The organism is Microbacterium sp. NPDC086615 (assembly GCF_040686055.1).
Lineage (GTDB): Bacteria > Actinomycetota > Actinomycetes > Actinomycetales > Microbacteriaceae > Microbacterium.
In genome coordinates this window covers 185,554-205,737 of record NZ_JBFBJJ010000005.1, presented here as the reverse complement: position 1 = coordinate 205,737, position 20,184 = coordinate 185,554, and the positions used below count along the sequence as shown (strand labels likewise).

The window sequence follows — 20,184 nt, the reverse complement described above, 5'->3', positions numbered from 1 at the left end:
TGTGGACAACTAGGTGGATGGATACGAATTTTGGGCAAAAATAGCCCTCCGACCAGGGATAAATCTCTCCACAGCTTTTCTGTTTGAAACCTGCGTGAACTTCGGCTTGAAGGTTGTGCGCTACGGGGTTCGCATGTGCACAACTCGGGGGATAACTCGCCGGACGCCTAGCCATCCAAGGTCCCTGCTGTCAAATCATTTTTCCCATCCGGCGTGTCGCCCGTCATCCCGCGGTTACTTACCGACTACCGAGATTTCACCCCCGCCCTATCGAACCCGCCGACGCAGGCGTACCGTTGCCGCCGCAGAGTCGCTCACGATTCTTTGGGGGTGCATCGATGGATGCCACGGCGAAGCGGGGAGTGTCGCACACGCTGCGATTGCTCATCGCCGGCGCCTGCGCGGCATTCGCCCTCGCGCTCCTCTCGCTCATCCTCTCGGTGACGTCCGCGTCGGCCGATGACGGCGGGGGATCCGGTCTGCTCGGCGGAATCGCCTCGACCGTCGACGACGCGACCGATGCGGTCGCCGACGTCGCCCGCCCCGTCACCGATACCGTCGAACCTGTCACCGATCACGTCGCCGACACCGCGGCATCCGTGTCCGACACCGTCTCCGAAGCGCTGCCCGCGCCCGTCGCAGCCCCGGTCACCGAGATCTCCGACACGGTGACCGACGCCGCCTCCGACACGGCGGCTGCCGTCTCCGACACGGCGGGTGACGTGTCCGATGGGGCGATCGGCACGGTCGACACCGTTGTCGACGACGCGACGCAGGGGGTGTCCGATGTCGTCGGCTCAGGCGTGGGCGGCACGATCGTCGAGCCCATCGTCGACACCGTCGAGGCGCTGCCCGTGGTCGGACCCATCGTCGACGACACGGGCCTCGGGGACGTCGTCACCGACGTGGGCGACACGGTCGACGGTACGGTTCCGGTGATCGTCGGCGAGCTGCCCTCGGTCGACCCCGTCGCCCCGGTGACGCCCGTCATTCCGACGCTTCCCGTCGTGCCGACGGTGCCGATGCCGGTCGAGCCGGGCGGAGTCGTCACGCCGCCGGCCGCGCCGGTGGCGACTGACCCCGCGTCCCCGCTGCTGGTGGACGCATCGTCGACGGCTCCCCCGGCCAACCCCACCGACGCGCTCATCGTGCACGCTCGCGCGACCGCCGCGTTCTTCACCGCCGCTGCGCACTCCGCGCCGCCGACGCAGATCGCCGCCCCCGCGTCCCCCGCGGTTCCCGCCGACGCTCCGACGCCCCTCGCCACACAGAGCGTGTCGGGCGTCCCGGCCTCGTCGTCGGCATCCGGGAGCTCCGCCGCCGCGCCCTCCCCCGTCGCAACGCCCGCCGACGCCGCCTTCGGCGCCGGGATGCTGCTTCTCGCTCTGCGCCACGACGTCGACGACGACCTGCCGGGGAGCCCCGTCTTCGCCACCGACGTCTCTCCTGACTGAGGACGGTCGCGCCGTGCCCCGCACGGCAATCGACCCCGGCGCATTCGCGCACCCTCATTCACACACAGGAGAAACACTCATGCGCAAGTTCTACTCGCGTGCCCTGCTGGGCGCGCTCGTCGGGGGCGGCCTGGCCGTCCTCGGATGCGGCATCGCCAACGCCGCGGAGACCTCGGGAGCGGACGGTCTGCTCTCGGGCGACCAGGCCGCCGTGTCGGTCGACCTGCCTGTCACCATCGGCGGAAACGCCGTCTCGGTGATCGGCGACAGCCACAGCGAGGATGCCGACACCTCGGTGCCCGCTCCGGATGCCGCCCCGGTGACCAGCACCGACGGCAGCGACGGGGTGGCCTCGGGCAACCAGGGGATCATCTCGGTCGAGGTGCCCGTCACCGTCGGCGGAAACGCCGTCTCGGTGGTCGGTGACAGTCACAGCGAGGACGCCGACACCTCGGTGCCTGCCGAGCCCGCTTCCGCGCCGGAGACGGCCCCCGAGCAGCCCCCGCTGCACGTCGCACCGGTCCCCACCGACGAGGTGCCGGGAAAGACCGACGCCGTGACCACGGACGGCACCGACAGCGTCGCGGGTGGCAACCAGGCCGTCGCACCGGTCGAGGTGCCGGTCACCGTGGGCGGCAACGCGGTCTCGGTGATCGGCGACAGCCACAGCGAGGACGCCGACACCACCGGCGGCACCACCGGCAACACCGGCTCTACCGGCGACGTCGAAACCGACGGCACGGACAGCATCGGCGGCGGCAACCAGGCCATCATCCCGATCGCGGTGCCCGTCACCATCGGCGGCAACGCCGTTTCGGGCATCGGCGACAGCCACAGCGAGGACGCCGACACCACCGGCGGCACCACCGGCAACACCGGCTCCACCGGCTCCACCGGCGACTTCGAAACCGACGGCACGGACAGCATCGGCGGCGGCAACCAGGCCATCATCCCGATCGCCGTACCCGTCACCATCGGCGGCAACGCCGTTTCGGGCATCGGTGACAGCCACAGCGAGGACGCCACCACCACCGGCGGCAACACCGGCTCCACCGGCGACGTCGAAACCGACGGCACGGACAGCCTCCTCGGCGGCAACCAGGCCATCATCCCGATCGCCGTACCCGTCACCATCGGCGGCAACGCCGTTTCGGGCATCGGTGACAGCACCTCCACGGGCGCGACCACCACAGGTGGGGCCGGCGACGGCGGTCTGATCGGTGGGATCGTCACCGACGGCACCGGCAGCATCGGCGGCGGCAACCAGGCCGTCATCCCGATCCAGCTGCCCGTCACGATCGGTGGCAACGCGGTATCGGTCATCGGCGACAGCACCACCGAGGGCTCGCACACCGGCGGCACGCCTGGCACCCCGGGAACACCCGGCACCCCCGGAACACCCGGCACCCCCGGCACCCCCGGCACCCCCGGCACCCCCGGCACCCCCGGAACACCCGGCACCCCCGGAACACCCGGCACCCCCGGCACCCCCGGCACCCCCGGCACCCCCGGCACCCCCGGCACCCCGGGAACCCCCGGAACCCCGGAAACCCCCGGCGGTCACACCACCACTGGCGGCACCCCCGTCGTCGGCTCGGTCGCTTCGACGAGCTCGGTGACGCCGCTCACGACGAACGCTGCGAGGACGCTCGCGGTCACCGGGACCGACGGCTCCACGGCCCTCGGACTCGGAATCGCCGGCCTGCTCGCGCTGCTGATGGGAGGCGTGCTGCTGCGCCGCCGCCGCTCGCTCTCGTGAGTCGCGGAGGGCACTGACCCTCGGCGCGAGACACCGGATGCCGACGCGCTGTCGCGGCATCCGGTGTCGTGGCGCGCTCGGAACCCGGTGTTCGGCAGCGCGCCGACGTTGTCAGTCGGCCAGGCGCCAGTCGTCGAAGCTGAACCCCGGCGACACGAGGCAGCTCACCACGACCTCGGCGTCACCCGAGGGCCGGGCCGCCTGCCACACCCCCGCCGGAACGGTGTGCTGCAGCACGTGACCGGCGGCGAGGTCGGGACCCAGCGTGATCGTCTGCGCCTCGCCCGGCTCGGTGCCCGACCCGCCGAGCGACAGCTCGAGCGCACCGGGGCCGTGCCACAGCCACACCTCGTCGCTCGTGACGACGTGCCACGCACTGCGCTCATCGGGCTGCAACAGGTAATGAATGCAGGTCGCCGCGGGTCGCTCCCCCGCGGGGGTGTCGACGGCGTACGACCCCGTCCACATGCGACGGAACCACCCGCCCTCCGGGTGCGGCTCGAGGTCGAGCAGCCGCGCCGTCTGCGGGCGGTCGTCCCCCACGCCAGCGGTCTCACCACGGTCGGTCATGCGCGCACTCCTGTCTCACGGGTGAAGGCGGGCGAGGCGAAACGCGCCTCGCCGTCGATGAACGTCGCGGCCGCGGTCGCAGACCCGGCCACAACGAGGTGTTCGATCGTGGCATCCACGTCCGACACCGGGATGTCGAAGAACGCCAGGTCCGCCACCGCCCCCACCGCCAGATACCCCGTGCGCGCGGGACCCGTGTCGAGGCCCATCGCGTGCGCCCCGCCCAGGGTCGCCGCGCGCAATAGCAGCTCCGACAGGTCGCGACCGGTGTAGCCCTGCGCCCGCGCGAGCCGGTGCAGCGCCGCGACGTCGGCGAGAAGATCCAGCGACGGCGACGACGACAGCGAGTCGGTGCCCACGGCCAGCGCATTGCCCTCGATGAGATACGCGGCGACCGGCGGCTCGTCGAGGCCGATGACGGCGTTGGACCGCGGGCACAGGGCCACGGTGGTCCCGCGGGCGCGGAGCGTCGCGCGGTCGCGGGCGGTCATGTAGACACCGTGCGCGATGTGGCAATCGGGTCCGAGCACACCGAGCTCGTCGACGAACTCCGTCGCCCCGGTGCCGAATCCCTGCTCGCGCAGCGCCTGGAAGCTCGCGGGACGCCGCTCGCGCCACGGTGCCGCCTCCCCGTGTTCCCGCTCGAACGCGGCCTCGCCGAGGTGGATATGGAGGCGACTCCCCCGCTCGCGCACGATGTCGGGGATCTCCAGCAGCGGCTCGACGTCGAGCGAGTACGGCGCGTGCGGCGAGAGACCGGTTCCGGGCGGCGAGGGCAGCGCGTCGAGGCGCGCCTCGACCTCCGCGCGGCCTCGTTCTGCCCACGCGTCGTTGGTCCAGCTCATCACCTCCCAGTAGGTGATGCCGTGCAGACGAGCGTCGTGCAGTGCAGAGGCGGCCTCGACGTCGGTGACGACATCGGCGACGGCGGTGGTGCCGGCGGCGATCATCGCGTTCGCTCCGGCTCTGGCATCCGCTCCCCAGTCGTGGGGAGTCTCGTACACGACCTGGAACGCCCGCGCCCAGTCGTCGAAGCCGTCGTACGTGCCGCGGCCCACCTCGGCCATGCCGGTGTACTGCAGATGCGCGTGCGCGTTGACGAGCCCGGGAGTGAGGACACCCGACCAGTGCACCTCGTCGAAGGCGACCCCGCGGGCGCGCAGCTCGTGCACGACCCACTCGCGCTCCCCCACGTGCCGGATCCGCCCGGCCGCCACGGCGATCGCCCCACCTCGGATGGGCGGGGCGGTGATCGGCAGAACGAGGGATGCCGAGTAGACGACGACTCGATCGGCACGCTCTTGCACAGCGTTCAGCCTAGGGTCGGGGTGTGACGGGCATGTGTCGCGCTGCTCGCCCGGACCCTTCGACAGGCTCAGGGACCTCCCCCACCGCACGGTTTGGGGCGCGCTCTTCCATTTGGGGCGCGGAATACCCCGCCCCGAACGGAAGAACGCGCCCCAAACCCACCGACCTCGACGCACGGTGGCTGAGCTCGTCGAAGCCACCCCGGACCCTTCGACGAGCTCAGGGTCCTCCGCCGGGGACACGAAAAGGCCCCGCCCTGCCGAAGCAGGAGCGGGGCCGAATCGTGCGTCGCAAATTACTTCGCGGCGACCACCTGGAGGGTGATCACGGCGGTGACGTCGTCACGCAGGCGAACGGTCGCCTCGTGCTCGCCCACCGACTTGATCGCCGAGGTGATCTGGATCTTGCGCTTGTCGAGCTCGCCCAGACCGGCGGCCTTGACGGCGTCGGCGACGTCGCCCGGCTTGACCGAACCGAACAGGCGACCCTCGTTGCCGGCCTTGACCGACAGCTTGACCGTGTTCGACTCGAGCGTGTTCTTCAGGGCCACGGCGTCTTCGTGCGCGTGGATCGCGCGGGCCTCGCGAGCGGCGCGGATCGACGCGACCTGCTTCTCGCCACCGCGGCTCCAAGCCACGGCGAAGCCCTGCGGGATGAGGTAGTTGCGGGCGTACCCGTTCTTGACCTCGACAACGTCACCGGCGCTACCGAGCCCGGTGACCTCATTCGTGAGAATCAGCTTTGCCATCGGGTGCTCCTTAGCGGCCGGCGCCGGCGTAGGGCAGGAGAGCCATCTCGCGCGCGTTCTTGATGGCGCGGGCGATCAGGCGCTGCTCCTGCACGGAGACACCGGTGATACGACGGGCGCGGATCTTCCCGCGCTCCGAGATGAACTTGCGGAGGGTTGCGACGTCCTTGTAGTCGATGACGCCGACGCGGATCGCCTTCGCGGGGGCTGCGTTCTTCGCACCCTTCCGCGGCTTGCGGCGGTCGCCAGTGGCCTTTCCAGCCATGCTTCCTTCTTTCGTGTGGTTCGGATGCCGAGCCGGTCACGCGGACCGGGGTGTGGCATCCGGAATTTCAGGGGGTCGTCGTGCTCGCGAGAGCGCGGCGAAGATCAGAACGGGGTGTCGTCTCCGTAGGAACCAGGAGTGCTCCACGCGTCGGCGCCGCTGTTGCCGCTGTTCGAGCCGGGGGTCGACCACGGCTCGTCGTTGGACTGCTGCACCTGCGGGCGCTGACCGCCGCCACCGCCGCCGCCGGAAGCGGCACGGGTGACCTGCGCGGTCGCGTAGCGGAGCGAGGGGCCGATCTCATCGACTTCGAGTTCGATGGAGGTGCGGTTGTTGCCCTCGCGGTCCTGGTACGAACGCTGCTTGAGGCGACCGGTCGCGATGACACGGCTGCCCTTCGTCAGCGAACCGGCGACGTGCTCGGCGAATTCGCGCCACACCGAGGCACGCAGGAACAGCGCCTCGCCGTCTTTCCACTCGTTCGCCTGACGGTCGAACGTGCGGGGAGTCGACGCGATGGTGAAGTTCGCGACCGGAAGACCGTTCTGCGTGTAGCGCAGCTCGGGGTCGGCCGTGAGGTTGCCCACAACGGTGATGACGGTTTCGCCGGCCATCGTCGTTACTTCGCAGCCTTCTCGGCGGACTCGACCTTGCGGGGAGCGGCAGCCTTGCGGGCGGCCTTCTCCTCGGAGCGCTTGGCTTCGGCGGCGACCTGAGCGATCGCTTCTTCGGCGCGGAGGACCTTGGTGCGCATGATCTGCTCGTTCAGCTTGAGCTGACGGTCGAGCTCGTTCGTGGCCTCGCTGGTCGCGACGAAGTTGACGACGGCGTAGATGCCCTCGTTCTTCTTGCGGATCTCGTAGGCGAGACGACGGCGGCCCCAGATGTCGACCTTGTCGATGGTTCCTCCATCGGCCGTGATGACCTTGAGGAATCCGTCGAGCTTCGGAGCGACCTGGCGCTCGTCGACCTCGGGATCGAAGATGACCATGAGTTCGTACTGGTGCGTCACTAACCCACCTCCTTCGGACTAGAACGGCTGACGGGCATTTCCCGGCAGCAGGAGGGTGTGTTGCACGTCGTCGTGGGCTTATACGCGCATGGGCGTCGCCAGACAACCTTCATAGTCTAACGGATGCCACCTCGCTCGGCGGAATCGTCCTGGGTGGATGTGAGTCACGACCGTGGGGGGACGGATGCCGGGAATTCGACCGTTCGACGCACGCGCGCTGGTGGACCCCGTCGACACCGCCGCAGCGAAAGCGTTCACGACCCGGCTGCGCCGAGAGGGTCGCATCAACGAGGGCGGCAGAGTTGCCGCGATCGTCGTCTACATCGTGATGCTCGTCTTCATCGGCGGATTCGCCCTCGTCGGGCTGTTCTTCCTCATCGTCTTCGCGTCGGTGCTCAAAGAGGGTGCGATCTTCATCGGCATCCTGTTCGGCCTTCCGGTACTGCTGTGCGTCGGCGTGATCGTCGGGGCGTTCTTCTTCGGGCTGCGCGGCGACCGCATCGCGCAGGAGCGGCGCTGGCGGCTCGCGCGCTTCGCGCACGCCGTGAGCATGGAGTACGTGCCGTCGATCAGCGAGCCCCCGCTGCCGGGCTCGATCTTCCAGCGCGGGAGCGGGCGGACCGCCGTCGACGTCCTGCGCGGGCGGGAACCGCGGTTCGTCGAGGTCGGCAACTACCGCTACACGGTGAGCAACGGGAAGAACCAGACCACGGTGCGGTGGGGCTACATCGCGATCAAGCTGAACGTTCCGCTCCCCCACATCGTCCTGGACGCCTCGGGCAACAACATCTCGCTCGGCACGTTCGGCCGCGACCAGCACCTCAGCCTCGAGGGCGACTTCGACCGGTACTTCCGGCTGTACTGCCCGCAGGGGTACGAGCGCGACGCGCTCTACCTCTTCACCCCCGACGTGATGGCGCGCTTCATCGACAATGCCGCCGTGTTCGACGTCGAGATCGTCGACGACTGGCTGTTCCTGTACTCCTCGGACGACATGTCGACCCTCGACCCCGGGCGCTGGGCCTGGACGTTCTCGCTGCTCTCGGCCCTGCTCGACAAGCTCGCGCAGTGGGAGCGCTGGCGCGACGACCGACTGCTGCCGGCCACCGATCCGGGCGTGCCGTGGGGTCCGGGGGCGGCGGCGAGCCCTGCGCCGGGGGTCGCTGCGGCAGGGCTGGCGGCGGCGGGCGCGGGCGCGCCGGGCGCGGGGGCACCGGTCAGCGGAGCGCCGGGCACGGCGGGACCGGGCTTCGTGGCCCCCGGAGGAGGGATGCCGGAAGGCGTGGCATCCGCTCCCGCCCCTGTCGCGCCGCTGCCGCTGTCGGCACCGCCCGGGGTCGCTCCCCCGGGTCGACGCCTGCGCCGGGGCGTCCCCTGGCTGGCGCTCGGGATCATCGGCGGCGTGCTGGCGCTGGGTTTCGTCCTGATCGGGGGGACGCTTCTGCTCCCGGTGCTGTTCCTGCGCTGACGGGCGGTACGGCGCCGGGTGAGCGCGGCTGGGTAACCTGGGCCGCGCACGACGAGACCCTCTGAGGAAGGTGTGCCCGTGGCATCCGGAACTCCCCCGTTCGACCCGACGGCCCTGACCGCGGCCGTCGACCGCGCCGAGGTGCGCGCCTTCACGGCCGAGCTGCGGCGGAGCGGAGCGTTGCGCACGAGGTGGCTTTCGGGTGCCGTCCTGGCGATCATCGGCGGGGCCATCGTGCTCTTCACGGTCCCGGCGCTGCTCGCCCTGGTCTCGACCATCGCGTCCGGCACGAACACGATCAGCCCGGTGTCGATCTTCTTCGTGCTGTTCCTCGCCGCGGTCATCGCGGTAATCGTGGTGGTGATCGTGCGCGCGTTCCGCGGACGGGCCGAGCGGCGATACCGACTCGACCGCTTCGCCCGCGCCAACGGGCTCGAGTGGCGGGGAGACGTCGACGACCCGCCCCTGCCCGGCATGATCTTCGACCAGGGCCACTCGCGCGAGGCGAGCGACGTCGTGAGCGGATACCGTCCGCGGTTCATCGAGGTGGCAAACTACGCGTACAAGACCGGCTCCGGCAAGAGCGAGACGACGCACAAGTGGGCGTACGTCGCCCTCCGACTCGACACCCCTCTCCCCCATATCGTTCTGGATGCCGTCGGCAACAACGGTCTGTTCGGGGCGTCGAACCTGCCCATCACGTTCACTCGCGAGCAGCGCCTCGGACTCGAGGGCGACTTCGACACCTACTTCGCGCTGTACTGCCCCGAAGGATATGAGCGCGACGCGCTCTACCTCTTCACTCCCGACGTCATGGCGCGCTTCATCGACAACGCCGCCGCCCTCGATGTCGAGATCGTCGACGACTGGCTGTTCCTCTACGCGCGGCGCGACCTGTCGACCCTCGACCCGCGGACGTGGGAATGGCTCTTCACGACGGTGGCGGCGATCGAGGAGAAGGTCGCGCAGTGGGCACGGTGGCGCGACGAGCGGCTGCAGGCATCCGCGGCGGCGGCGGGCCCCACCGCGGTCGGGACCGCCGCGCCCCTGCTCACTCCCCCGCCCGCGGGCGTCGCCCCGCAAGGTCGCCGCCTCAAGCGCAGCGTCTCGTGGCTGACGGTCGCCATCGGCGTGATCGTCGTCGGGTACTGGATCGTGAGCATCGTCTCGGACGTGTTCCTCCGCTGACCGGCGTCGCCCCCACGCACCCACCGCGCTGCGCCTCCCGTTGAGTGTCCAAGACACGCCGTAAGGCGCCCGGGAGTTACGGCGTGTTTTGGACACTCAACAAGGGGCCGCGGGCGGCGCAGGGGGCGGCGAGCGCGGTCAGTGCGCGGACCAGCCGCCGTCCATCGTGTAGCTCGCGCCCGTGACCATTCCGGCGTCGGGACCCGCGAGCCAGAGAGCGAGGGATGCCACCTCGTCGGGCTCCACGAGTCGCTTGATCGCGGCATCCTGAAGGAGCACTTTCTCCAGCACCTCGCTCTCCGGGATACCGTGCGCTTTGGCCTGATCAGCGATTTGTTTCTCGACGAGAGGTGATCGGACGTACCCGGGATCGATGCACACGCTCGTGACACCGCGCGGCCCACCCTCGAGCGCCGTGGTCTTGGACAGACCCTCCAGGCCGTGCTTCGCCGTGACGTACGCCGACTTGTATGCCGATGCGCGTATACCGTGCACGCTCGACATGTTTAGCACCCGCCCGAAGCCGCGCTCGTACATGGCCGGCAGCGCCGCACGGATGAGGAGGAACGGGGCCTCGAGCATCAGCCGCAGCATGAACGCGAACCGTTCGGGGTCGAACTGCTCGATCGGGCTCACGTGCTGGATGCCGGCGTTGTTGACGAGGATGTCGACGTCGAGGCTGAGCTCGCGGAGCGCGGCCGTGTCGGAGAGGTCGACCGCCCAGGCACGACCGCCGATCTCCCCCGCCACACGTTCGGCGGCCTCGCGGTTGACGTCGGCCACGGTGACCTGGGCTCCGGCATCCGCGAATCTCCTCGCGACGGCCTCGCCGATGCCGCTCGCTCCCCCGGTGACCAGCGCCCTGCGCCCGGTGAGGTCGATGCTCATGCCGTCTCCTTCGTCGCTGCGCGGCCCGACCGCGCCGCGTCCGCCGCGTCGATGGCGTGCAGCGAGATGCCGCGGGTCTCCTTCAACGACAGCACGGTGAGGGCGGTGATGACGCACGCCACGACGATGTACATCGCGATCGGCAGCCATGAGCCGAAGTCGCGCAGCCACTGCGTCGCGAGGATCGGCGCGAGGGAGCCGGCGAGGATCGCGGTGACCTGGGCGCCGAGCGAGACGCCGGAATAGCGCATGCGCGTCGGGAAGAGCTCCGCCATGACCGCGGGCTGCGGTGCGTACATCCCGGCGTGGAACACGAGACCGATCGTCACGGCGGCGACGATGAGCACGGGGTTGAGCGTGTCGAACATCGGGAAGGCGAAGAACGCCCAGGTCGCGCTGAGGATCGCGCCGGCGAGGTAAACAGGGCGCCGTCCGACGCGGTCGGCGAGGCGACCGAGGGGCGGGATCACGGCGAAGTGGATGACGTGCGCGATGAGCAGCGCGAGCAGGAGCTGGCTCGTGTCGTAGGAGTGCACGACCTTCAGGTACACGATCGAGAAGCTCACGACGATGTAGTAGACGATGTTCTCCGCGAAGCGGACACCCATCGCCTGCGCGACACCCTTCGGGTAGCGGCGGAGCACCTCGACGACCCCGAACGACATCGCCTTCTCTTTCTCGACCTGCGCCTTCGCCTCGAGGAAGATCGGTGCCTCTTCGACGTGCGTGCGGATGTAGAAGCCGACCAGCACGATCACTGCCGAGAGCCAGAACGCGATACGCCAGCCCCAGTCGAGGAAGGCCGCGGGGCTCAGCACGAACGACGTGACGAGCAGCACCATGGTCGCAAGCAGGTTGCCGATGGGAACCGCCGCCTGCGGCCAGCTCGACCAGAAGGCGCGCTGCCTGTCGGGGCTCTGCTCCGCGACGAGGAGCACGGCGCCGCCCCACTCTCCGCCGACGGCGAAGCCCTGGATGAAGCGGAGGGCCACGAGCATCGCGGGCGCCCAGTATCCGACGCTCGCGAAGCCGGGAAGGCATCCCATCAGGAAGGTCGCGGCACCGACGATGATGATCGTCGCCTGCAGCGTCGGCTTGCGACCGAAACGGTCGCCGATCTGGCCGAACACGATGCCGCCGAGCGGGCGGGCGACGAAGCCGACCGCGTAGGTGACGAAGGCCGCGATGATCCCGTCGAGCGGAGAGCCCGACGACGGGAAGAAGAACGTGCCGAAGACGAGGCTCGCGGCAGTGGCGTAGAGGAAGAACTCGTACCACTCGACGACCGTGCCGGCCATCGAGGCGGCGACGACCCGGCGGATCGGAGTGGTGGGGGCTGCACTGCGGCGGCTGGTGGCGGGGGATTCCATGCTGCTCCTTCGGTGTCGACGGTGACATCCGCGGTTCAGTCTGCGGCGCGGGATCGTGAGCGGCAATGCCCAGTCACGCGTCCCAGCTGTGCAGAATTGCACACATGGATGCCGATTCCGTGCGCGCCGACGACCTCTTGATGCTGCTCGCGGTCGCCCGCACCGGCCGCTACACGGCCGCGGCACAGCTTCGCGGCGTCGACCACACGACCGTCGCCCGGCGGATCTCCGCCCTCGAGGACGCCCTCGGCGGCCGGGTCGTGTCGGCGTCCGGCCGCGGGTGGGAGCTGACGGCCCTCGGTCAGCACGCCGTCGAGACCGCGGGCCGCATCGAGGCGGCGATGTCGCACCTGGCCGGCGGAGGAGTCGAACCCGACCCCGTGTCCGGCGTCGTGCGCATGTCGGCGACCGATGGCTTCAGCGCCTACATCGCGGCTCCCGCGGTTGCGGCGCTGCGTCAGCGGCATCCGGATCTCTCCGTCGAGATCGTCACGGCCCAACGACGGGCTGCCCTCCACCCGGGTCTCGATCTCGAGGTCGTCGTGGGGGAGCCGCAGTCGTCACGCGGGCACGCGGTCGAGCTGGGGCGGTACACGCTCGGGCTCTACGGGTCGTCTACCTACCTCGCGCGGGCCGGACGACCCGCTCGCGTGGAGGACCTCGAGCAGCACCGGCTCGTGTACTTCGTCGACTCGATGCTGCAGGTCGAAGCCCTCGATCTGCCGCGCCGGGTCGTGCCGCACATGCGCGACGGCGTGAGCTCAACGAACGTGCTCGTGCAGGTCGAGGCGACCCGCGCGGGTGCCGGGATCGGCATGCTGCCGTGCTTCACCGCCGACCGGCACGACGACCTCGAACGCCTGCTCGCCGACGAGGTGAGCGAGAGCCTGCCGTACTGGATGATCGTGCGCGCCGACTCGCTGCGGATCCCCGCGGTGGTGGCCCTCGCCGACGCGCTCCGCGACGAGACGGCGCGGGCCGCGGCGATGCTCGCCGGGGTGGCGCGCTGACCCGGGCGCGCACCCGCGCCCCTGTCCCCGCCCGCCCGCGCCCGTTGAGTGTCCAAAACACGCCGTTATGCGCGCGCCGGTTACGGCGTGTCTTGGACACTCAACAGAGGGGAGGCCCCGGGGGAGTGCCGGGCGCGAAGGCGGTCACGCGGGCGTGGTCTGGGCGGTGAGGTTCCGCAGTTCCACGGCCGCTTCGGCCCCGGTGCGGAGACCGAGGCGCGGCGCGACCTCGGTCGCGAGGAGCTCGATCGAGCGCAGCGTGATCTCGTGCGCGGGATCGACGGAGTGCACCTGAAACGCAACGTCGGTCGCCCGCCCGAGGGTGAGGTCGGCTCCGAGAGAGGCCACGACCTCGTCGACCGTGCCGAGATGCGTGTCGGTGATCCGCGCGACGTCGCGCAGGTCGCCCGCGCCGTCTCGCTTGAGGAAGGTCCGCGCGAGACGCCGGAGACCCGGGTCGGCCGCCTCCCACGCGGCGTCGAGATCGGCGGCATCCACCACGACGGCCGTGCGCGACGCCAGGATGCGCGGCGCGACACCCGACGGCAGCGCCTCGAGGTAGGCCTCGACGATCGGGAGCTGCACGTCGTGCAGCGTCTGACCGGGCTCCTTCGGCTGGGTGCGCGAGAGCAGCAGCCCGTCACCGTCGAGCCCCGCGCGCCGGCCGCCCTCGACGGAGAACGTCGCCTGCCACAGCCGGACGGCGAGGTCGGGAGCCGGGGGATTGAGCACCGAGGACGTGCCCCGGATGCCGCGCCCGCCGAACGCGTCGCGCAGCACCTCGACGTGCTCGGCCTGGATCGCGCGGCGGTCGTCGGATGAACGTCGGAACGCGGCGAACGACGACGGCGTTCCCCCGGTGCCGATGCCGAGTTGCACGCGTCCACCGCTCAGCGCATTCACGACCGCGGCGTCCTCGGCCACGCGGATCGGGTCGTCGATGGGAAGTGTCACGATCCCGGTGCCCAGCGCGATGCGCTCGGTCTGCACCGCGGCCGCTGCGAGGAACGGGAAGGGCGAGGGCAGACCGCCCTCGTCGCGGTCGAAGTGGTGCTGCGCCACCCAGAGAGAGGCGAACCCGTGCTGCTCGGCGGCGCGGACCTGCGCGAGCGCTCGGTGGTATCGCTCGCCGTCGGTTCCGGCATCCAGAAGTCGGGTGAAGAATCCGAGTCGTGCGCCGCTCATCGCGTCGCCTCCGTTCCCGCCGTTATGTATGTATGCCGTTCCGGGAATGTCCGCGCGCGGGTGGCGCGCGTCGACCTGCCGTCCGCAGTGCGGCACCGATACGGTATCCGCGATCTGACGCATCACGGCCGCTCGCGGCAGATGAACATGTACGTGTCACATGCGGACACTCGCCCACGCCGCAGCGCGGAGGAGTTCGTCCTCCGGGCGCTCGTTCACGATCGAGAAGCCGATCACCTGCAGCGGATGCGTCGCCGCGACGACCCGCGCCCGCCGCACGACCTCGGGAGGACACACGCGCTCGATGACGTCCCACCCGTGCCAGACGGCGAGGGCCGCGACATCGACCGCCGGATCCCCCGCACTGGCGAGGTCCCAGTCGATGACGCCCGTCACCGCGCCCCCACCCCAGAGCACGTTCGAGCCGGCGAGATCGCCGTGGACGAGAGCGGGAGGCACCGGATCGAGCTCGGCAAGCGCGTCGGCCGCCCGGAGCGCGGCATCCCGGACCCCGGGAGCGAGCAACGGGATCGCCTGTTCGACGATCACCGGATGCCAGTGCGCGCCGCCCATGAACGCGTGCGGCGTCGCGAGGTGCCGTTCGCACGTGTCGATGGGCACCTCGGCCAAGGCGTCGAGCAGGACCCGCAGCTCATCGGCGTCCCCGTGTCCGCTCGGATGGGGGATGCCGTCCAGCCGACGCTGCGTGACGGCGACGATCTCCTCGTCCCACATCGGGTCGGCGAGCCCGCGCGGGACCGCGAACGGCAGGTGGGGGAGTGTGTCGACGAGGGCTTGCGCGCGGAGCGACTCCGCGGCGGCCGTGACGGTACGACCGACCCGGACGGCGACGGCACCGGCGAGGACGACGAGATTGGCTGATCCGTGCTCGACCCACTGCCACTCAGCGGGAGCCACGGGCTGCCCGGCAGCCCGGAGAGCGGCGGCGACGAGAGCCTCGGTGCGGGAGCGGTCGGGGGTGACGTACCGCGTCTCGACCATGCGCCGAGCCTACGGGCCGGGTCACGGCATCCGTCCGCCCCTCAGCGCGCGGCGACCTCGATCGGGTCGCCGGTGCGCGCGAGATCCGCCTCGAGCTCGCGCACGATCGGGATGACCGTCTCACCGAAACGCTCGAGCTCCTCCTGGAAGTGGAGGAAGCCGAGCAGGAACAGGTCGACGCCACGCTTCTTGTACTCGATGATCCGTTCGGCGATCTGCTGCGCGTCACCGAACAGCTGCGTGCGGAAGCCGTCGTTGTACTGCACGAGGTCGTCGAGGGAGGAGTCGGCCCACATGCCCTTGCCGTCCTTCGTCGATGCTCCGGCCTCTTGCACGCTCTTGCGGAAGCCCTCGACCGCGCCGTCGTCCGCGTGAGCGATGATCTCGCGAAGCTGCCGCTCCGCTTCCGCCCGACTGTCGCGTTGGATGACGAAACCGTTGAGACCGAAGCGCGTGCGACGGCCGTGTTCGGCCGCGATCCGCGTGACGTCGTCGTACTGCTCGGTGAAGCCGTCGAAGTCCTTGCCGTTGGAGAAGTACCAGTCCGAGAATGCGCCGCCGTTGAAGCGCGCCGCCGTCGAGTTGCCGCCCTGGAAGATGTCGGGGTGCGCACGCCCCGGCACCTCGTACGGGAACGGACGCAGCGTGAAGTCGGTGATGTCGTAGTACTTGCCGTGGAACGAGAACTTCTCCTGCGTCCACAGGCCGCGCAGCACCTGGATGAACTCGGCGGCGCGCTCGTAGCGCTCGTCGTGCTCGAGCCACTCGAGACCCAGGTCGGTGTATTCGTCCTTGAACCAGCCGCTCACGACGTTCACGGCGGCGCGCCCGTGCGAGAACTGATCAGCGGTGTTGATGAACTTCGCCAGGACGGCCGGATGCCAGATCCCGGGGTGGATGGCCGAGATGACCTTGAGTTCCTCGGTGTTCAGCAGCAGCGCCAGGCTGATCGAGGTGGACTCGTGCTGCTGTGCGGCACCGTAGCTCGAGGCGTATCGAACCTGGCTCAGCGCGTACTCGAAGCCGACGCGCTCCGCCGTCTGCGCGAGCTTCACGTTGTAGTCGTAGCCCCAGTCGGTGCGCTGCTCGATCGAGCTGATCACCAGGCCGCCGCTGACGTTGGGAACCCAGTAGGCGAACTTGAGGGGCTCGTGCGTGGGGGCGATGTCGGTCATGGGGTTCTCCTCGAGGATCGGAACCCGGCTACCGTCGCACCGACCTCGACGACGGTCAACGGTGTGTGACGGCCCGTGTCTTCGCATGACGACACACTCCGTTGGACCGGGCAAGGATGGATGCCATGACCTCCCCCCAGCGCGTGCGTTTCGGCTACTGGACCCCGATTTTCGGCGGGTGGCTCCGCAACGTCGACGACGAGCAGACCCCCGTCTCGTTCGCACACATCGCCGAGATCGCTCGCGCCGCGGAAGAGGACGGCTTCGACCTGACGCTCATCCCCGAGCTCAACCTCAACGACATCAAGGGCGTCGAAGCTCCCTCGCTCGATGCCTGGGCCGTCACCGCCGGGCTTGCCGCGGTGACGTCGAGGCTCGAGCTGATGACCGCCGTACGCCCCGGCTTCCACAATCCGTTCCACACCGCCAAGCAGGCCGCCACGATCGACGAGATCAGCGGCGGACGGTTCACCCTCAACGTCGTCTCCGCCTGGTGGGCCGAGGAGGCCAAGCAGTACGAGGGACTGTTCAGCGCCCACGACGACCGGTACGCCCGGACGATCGAGTGGGTCGAGGTGCTGCGCGGACTCTGGAACGAGACGCCGTTCGCCTACGAGGGCGAGTACTACCGCACCGAGGGCACGTACACCGAGCCGAAGCCCCGGGTGCAGCCGCGCCTGTACGCCGGTGGTGAGAGCGAGGCCGGTCGCACCGCGATCACCCGCTTCGCCGACGCGTACCTCACCCACGGCGGGACGCTCGAAGAGCTGTCGGCGAAGGTCGCGGACATGCGCCGGCGCCGGTCCGAGGCCGGTGCGACCCCCTTCGAGGCGTTCGGGATGGCCGCGTACGCGATCGTGCGCGACACCGAGGAAGAAGCGCAGGCGGAGATCGAGCGGATCACCGACGTCCGCGGGGGAGCGGCGTACGGCTCGTACCAGGACTTCGTGAGCAAGTCGAAGCTCGACACCCAGGTCGACCTCAAGGAGTACTCGGTGTCGAACCGCGGCCTGCGTCCGGACCTCGTCGGAACGCCCGACCAGGTCGCCGAACGCATCGTAAAGTTCGCGAACGTCGGGGTCTCGACGCTGCTTCTGCAGTTCTCGCCGCACCTGCCCGAGATGCAGCGCTTCGCGGCCGAGGTGATTCCGCGCGTGCGCCGCCTGGAGGCGCAGCGCGACGCCTGACGCCCCCACGCACGCCCGGACCCTTCGACAAGCTCAGGGTCCTCCCGAACGTCCGCGCGGGGTGGCCGAGCCCCACGAGGTGGCCGAGCCCCACGAAGTGGCCGAGCCGCGCGGGGTGGCCGAGCCTGTCGAAGCCGCCGCACCCACGCACGCCCGGACCCTTCGACAAGCTCAGGGTCCTCCCGAACGTCCGCGCGGGGGCCGAGCCCCGCGAGGTGGCTGAGCCCCACGAGGTGGCTGAGCCTGTCGAAGCCACCGCCCCCGGACGCTTCGATAACCTCAGGGTCCCGGCTATCCCGCCGCGCGCAGCGCCTGATCGAGGTCGGCGATCAGGTCTTCGGCATCCTCGAGTCCGATCGACAGGCGGATGAGCCCGTCGCCGATGCCGAGGCGATCGCGCGTCTCTTGCGTGAAGCCGAGGTGCGTCGTGGTCGCCGGATGCAGCGCCATCGAGCGGGTGTCGCCGATGTTCGTCATGCGGCTGAACAACCTGAGCGCGTCGAAGAACCGTTCGGCCGCCGGTCGTCCCCCGCGCACGGTGAAGGAGAACACCGAGCCCGAGAGCCCGCCATAATCGCGCACGGCGAGAGCGTGCTGCGGGTGCGACGGGAGTCCCGCGTAGTCGACGCTCTCGACGGCGGGCTGGTGCTCGAGCCACTCGGCGATCGTGCGGGCGGAGGCGAGGTGCTGCCGCATGCGCACTGAGAGCGTCTCCATGCCCTGCTGCAAGAGGAAGCCGTTGAGCGGAGACAGCGCGGGCCCCGTGTCGTTCGCGATCCCGAACCGCAGCGAGAACTCGAAGGCGCGCGGGCCGAAAGCCTCGACATACGACGTGTGCTCGGCGATCGGCGTCGCGGTGATGGCGGGATACGAGCGATCGGATGCCACCCAGTCGAACGTTCCGCCGTCGACCACCGCCCCGGCGAGGTTGGCCCCGTGTCCCGAGAGGAACTTCGTGGCCGAGTGCACCACGATGTCGGCGCCGTGCTCGATCGGGCGGATGAGGAAAGGTGTCGCGATGGTGTTGTCGACGATCAGAGGGATGCCGTGGCGCTTCGCGATGCGGGCGACGGCGGCGATGTCGACGACGTCGTTCTTGGGGTTGGGCAGCGTCTCGGTGAAGATCGCCTTCGTCTCGGGGCGGATGAGGCTGTCCCACTCCGCCTCGTCGTCGGGGTTCCAGACGTACTCGACGGTGACGCCCATGCGCGCGAACGTGCGATCGAAGAGCACGCGCGTGCCGCTATAGATGCTCGCGGTCGAGACGATGTGTTCGCCGGTGCCCGCCAGCGCCAGCAGGGCGGTCGTGATCGCCGCCTGCCCCGACCCGACGACGATCGCTCCGCTGCCGCCCTCGAGAGAGGCCAGGCGTCGCTCGGCCACCTGGTTCGTGGGGTTGAGGTTGCGGGAATAGAGGTGGCCGAGATCGGCACCGGCGAACCGATCCGTCGCCTCCTGGAAGGATGCGAAGCGATACGCCGCCGACAGGTGAACCGGGGTGATGCGGGAACCGTGCGTGAGGTCTTCGACCTCGCCGGCATGCACCTGGCGCGTCTGGAAGCCGAAGCCGTCCCACTCGACGTGGGGCGGCGATGCCTCAGCCACGAGCTCCGACCACTTCCTGCGGCAGGAGCGAGCCGAGCCACCGCGCGATCTCACGCGGTCCCGAGCGAGGAGCCGTCGCCTCGACGTCGGGGTTGTAGTTGGTGTTCGTGTTGACGTCGTAGGTGACCGTGCGTCCGTCGCGCGTCTCGATGAACTCGATTCCGGCGATGCCGATGCCCTCGGCGGCGAGGAACGCGAGGTATCGGTCGATGAGCTCAGGATCCACGTCGTCGCGGCGACGGAACATCGGCTCGGGTTCCACACCGTCGGCACCCGGAATCGCGCAGGCCTCGGCCGGGCACAGCTCGAAGCTGCCCGCGCTGGTGTCGACCCGCACCGCGTAGACGAGCGAGCCGGCGACGAACTCTGCGCGGGTGATGAACGGCGCTTCGGCGACGAGCAGCTCTTGCAGCAGCGTGATTCCGTCGGGTGACGGCTCGAACTCGGGGCTCTCGACCCACGCCGCGAACTCTTCGACGGAGTCCCACCGCCGCACGCCGAGGCCCTTGCCGCCCTGGTTGTGCTTGCTGATGAAGGGGGCCCCGAACTCCGCAGCCCGCTCGACGATCCCGTCGGTGCCGAGGACGGCGACGGTGCGGGCGACCTCGATGCCCGCGTGCTGAAGGGCCACGTGCTGCGCCACCTTGCTCACCTCGAGTTCGAGGACGTCGGCACCGTTGATGACGGTACGACCCCATGCCGAGAGCCACCGCAGCACCGCCCGACCGTAGTCCTTGCTGTTCGCGCGATCGCGGGTGTGCGCCGAGGCGCTCAGTCGCGACCAGAACACGCCCTCCGGCGGCTCGGACGAGAGGTCGATGACCCCCTCCGTGAGCAGCCACTCCTCGAGCGGCACCCCCTGGGCGTCGAAGGCCGCGCGGAACGGCGGCAACCACGAGTGGTTGTCATGGATCACGTACACCTTGCCCGACATGCCGCCAGGCTAGCCCGGGCCCCCGACATCGCGGCCGTCGCGCGTCACCGTGCGTC

The 20,184-nt window shown here is 70.0% G+C and carries 19 protein-coding genes; 6 read left to right on the top strand and 13 right to left on the bottom strand.

The features are described 5' to 3' along the window. Nucleotides 1–338: 338 nt before the first annotated feature. Nucleotides 339–1,454, top strand: coding sequence for a hypothetical protein (locus tag AB0O24_RS07670; protein WP_363373780.1), 1,116 nt, complete (start codon nucleotides 339–341; stop codon nucleotides 1,452–1,454). 79 nt (nucleotides 1,455–1,533) lie between these two features. Beyond that, nucleotides 1,534–3,213 (top strand): chaplin family protein, encoded by a 1,680-nt coding sequence (locus AB0O24_RS07665; RefSeq protein ID WP_363373777.1) that lies wholly within the window; start codon nucleotides 1,534–1,536, stop codon nucleotides 3,211–3,213. A 111-nt stretch (nucleotides 3,214–3,324) separates the two neighbouring features. Here the strand turns inward: AB0O24_RS07665 and AB0O24_RS07660 are convergent, their stop codons facing one another. From AB0O24_RS07660 to rpsF, 6 genes are all read right to left on the bottom strand, one after another. Next, the gene (locus AB0O24_RS07660; RefSeq protein WP_275796256.1) at nucleotides 3,325–3,783 is read right to left on the bottom strand and encodes a cupin domain-containing protein; all 459 of its coding nucleotides are present in this window, start codon (nucleotides 3,781–3,783) and stop codon (nucleotides 3,325–3,327) included. Further along, nucleotides 3,780–5,090 (bottom strand): amidohydrolase family protein, encoded by a 1,311-nt coding sequence (locus AB0O24_RS07655; RefSeq protein ID WP_363373773.1) that lies wholly within the window; start codon nucleotides 5,088–5,090, stop codon nucleotides 3,780–3,782. The genes AB0O24_RS07660 and AB0O24_RS07655 overlap by 4 nt, the downstream gene beginning before the upstream one ends. Nucleotides 5,091–5,386: 296 nt before the next feature. Beyond that, nucleotides 5,387–5,839 carry a 50S ribosomal protein L9 gene (gene rplI / locus AB0O24_RS07650; protein ID WP_058597356.1) on the bottom strand — a complete coding sequence of 151 codons (453 nt, stop codon included), beginning with the start codon at nucleotides 5,837–5,839 and terminating at the stop codon, nucleotides 5,387–5,389. Nucleotides 5,840–5,849: 10 nt separating this feature from the next. Beyond that, on the bottom strand, nucleotides 5,850–6,104 hold the full coding sequence (rpsR, locus tag AB0O24_RS07645) for a 30S ribosomal protein S18 (protein WP_013584646.1): 255 nt from the start codon (nucleotides 6,102–6,104) through the stop codon (nucleotides 5,850–5,852). Nucleotides 6,105–6,208: 104 nt separating this feature from the next. Then, a complete protein-coding gene (locus AB0O24_RS07640; RefSeq protein WP_058597357.1) occupies nucleotides 6,209–6,718 on the bottom strand; it encodes a single-stranded DNA-binding protein in 510 nt (169 codons plus the stop codon). A 5-nt stretch (nucleotides 6,719–6,723) separates the two neighbouring features. After that, the gene (gene rpsF, locus AB0O24_RS07635; protein WP_013584644.1) at nucleotides 6,724–7,116 is read right to left on the bottom strand and encodes a 30S ribosomal protein S6; all 393 of its coding nucleotides are present in this window, start codon (nucleotides 7,114–7,116) and stop codon (nucleotides 6,724–6,726) included. A 184-nt stretch (nucleotides 7,117–7,300) separates the two neighbouring features. Between rpsF and AB0O24_RS07630 the strand changes: the two genes are divergently transcribed. Then, nucleotides 7,301–8,584: a hypothetical protein gene (locus tag AB0O24_RS07630; RefSeq protein WP_307383915.1), complete on the top strand. Its 1,284-nt coding sequence runs from the start codon at nucleotides 7,301–7,303 to the stop codon at nucleotides 8,582–8,584. A 78-nt stretch (nucleotides 8,585–8,662) separates the two neighbouring features. Next, the gene (locus AB0O24_RS07625; RefSeq protein ID WP_345799684.1) at nucleotides 8,663–9,772 is read left to right on the top strand and encodes a hypothetical protein; all 1,110 of its coding nucleotides are present in this window, start codon (nucleotides 8,663–8,665) and stop codon (nucleotides 9,770–9,772) included. Nucleotides 9,773–9,910: 138 nt separating this feature from the next. Here AB0O24_RS07625 and AB0O24_RS07620 read toward each other — a convergent pair whose 3' ends face one another. Further along, a complete protein-coding gene (locus tag AB0O24_RS07620; protein ID WP_275796237.1) occupies nucleotides 9,911–10,660 on the bottom strand; it encodes a 3-hydroxybutyrate dehydrogenase in 750 nt (249 codons plus the stop codon). Next, nucleotides 10,657–12,030, bottom strand: a complete 1,374-nt coding sequence (locus AB0O24_RS07615) for an MFS transporter (protein WP_275796235.1) — start codon at nucleotides 12,028–12,030, stop codon at nucleotides 10,657–10,659. Before AB0O24_RS07615 ends, AB0O24_RS07620 begins: the two co-directional genes overlap by 4 nt. A 104-nt stretch (nucleotides 12,031–12,134) precedes the next feature. Here AB0O24_RS07615 and AB0O24_RS07610 point away from each other — a divergent pair, with 104 nt between their 5' ends. Beyond that, nucleotides 12,135–13,040, top strand: a complete 906-nt coding sequence (locus AB0O24_RS07610; RefSeq protein ID WP_363373769.1) for a LysR family transcriptional regulator — start codon at nucleotides 12,135–12,137, stop codon at nucleotides 13,038–13,040. A 144-nt stretch (nucleotides 13,041–13,184) separates the two neighbouring features. On the opposite strand, the gene AB0O24_RS07605 is transcribed toward AB0O24_RS07610, so the two are convergent. The 3 genes from AB0O24_RS07605 to sfnG form a co-directional block, all read right to left on the bottom strand. Further along, nucleotides 13,185–14,225, bottom strand: coding sequence for a putative FMN-dependent luciferase-like monooxygenase (locus AB0O24_RS07605; protein ID WP_363373766.1), 1,041 nt, complete (start codon nucleotides 14,223–14,225; stop codon nucleotides 13,185–13,187). Between the two features lie 156 nt (nucleotides 14,226–14,381). Continuing rightward, the gene (locus AB0O24_RS07600) at nucleotides 14,382–15,227 is read right to left on the bottom strand and encodes an aminoglycoside phosphotransferase family protein (RefSeq protein WP_363373764.1); all 846 of its coding nucleotides are present in this window, start codon (nucleotides 15,225–15,227) and stop codon (nucleotides 14,382–14,384) included. A gap of 41 nt (nucleotides 15,228–15,268) precedes the next feature. Further along, nucleotides 15,269–16,402 carry a dimethylsulfone monooxygenase SfnG gene (gene sfnG, locus AB0O24_RS07595; protein WP_363373761.1) on the bottom strand — a complete coding sequence of 378 codons (1,134 nt, stop codon included), beginning with the start codon at nucleotides 16,400–16,402 and terminating at the stop codon, nucleotides 15,269–15,271. A gap of 125 nt (nucleotides 16,403–16,527) precedes the next feature. On the opposite strand from sfnG, the gene AB0O24_RS07590 reads away from it, so the two are divergent. Then, a complete protein-coding gene (locus AB0O24_RS07590; protein WP_363373758.1) occupies nucleotides 16,528–17,589 on the top strand; it encodes an LLM class flavin-dependent oxidoreductase in 1,062 nt (353 codons plus the stop codon). A gap of 291 nt (nucleotides 17,590–17,880) precedes the next feature. Here AB0O24_RS07590 and AB0O24_RS07585 read toward each other — a convergent pair whose 3' ends face one another. Both AB0O24_RS07585 and AB0O24_RS07580 read right to left on the bottom strand, forming a co-directional pair. After that, nucleotides 17,881–19,194: an aminotransferase class I/II-fold pyridoxal phosphate-dependent enzyme gene (locus AB0O24_RS07585; RefSeq protein WP_363373755.1), complete on the bottom strand. Its 1,314-nt coding sequence runs from the start codon at nucleotides 19,192–19,194 to the stop codon at nucleotides 17,881–17,883. Continuing rightward, complete coding sequence (locus tag AB0O24_RS07580) at nucleotides 19,187–20,128, bottom strand: alpha-L-glutamate ligase (protein WP_363373753.1); 942 nt, start codon at nucleotides 20,126–20,128, stop codon at nucleotides 19,187–19,189. Before AB0O24_RS07580 ends, AB0O24_RS07585 begins: the two co-directional genes overlap by 8 nt. Between the last annotated feature and the right edge of the window lie 56 nt (nucleotides 20,129–20,184).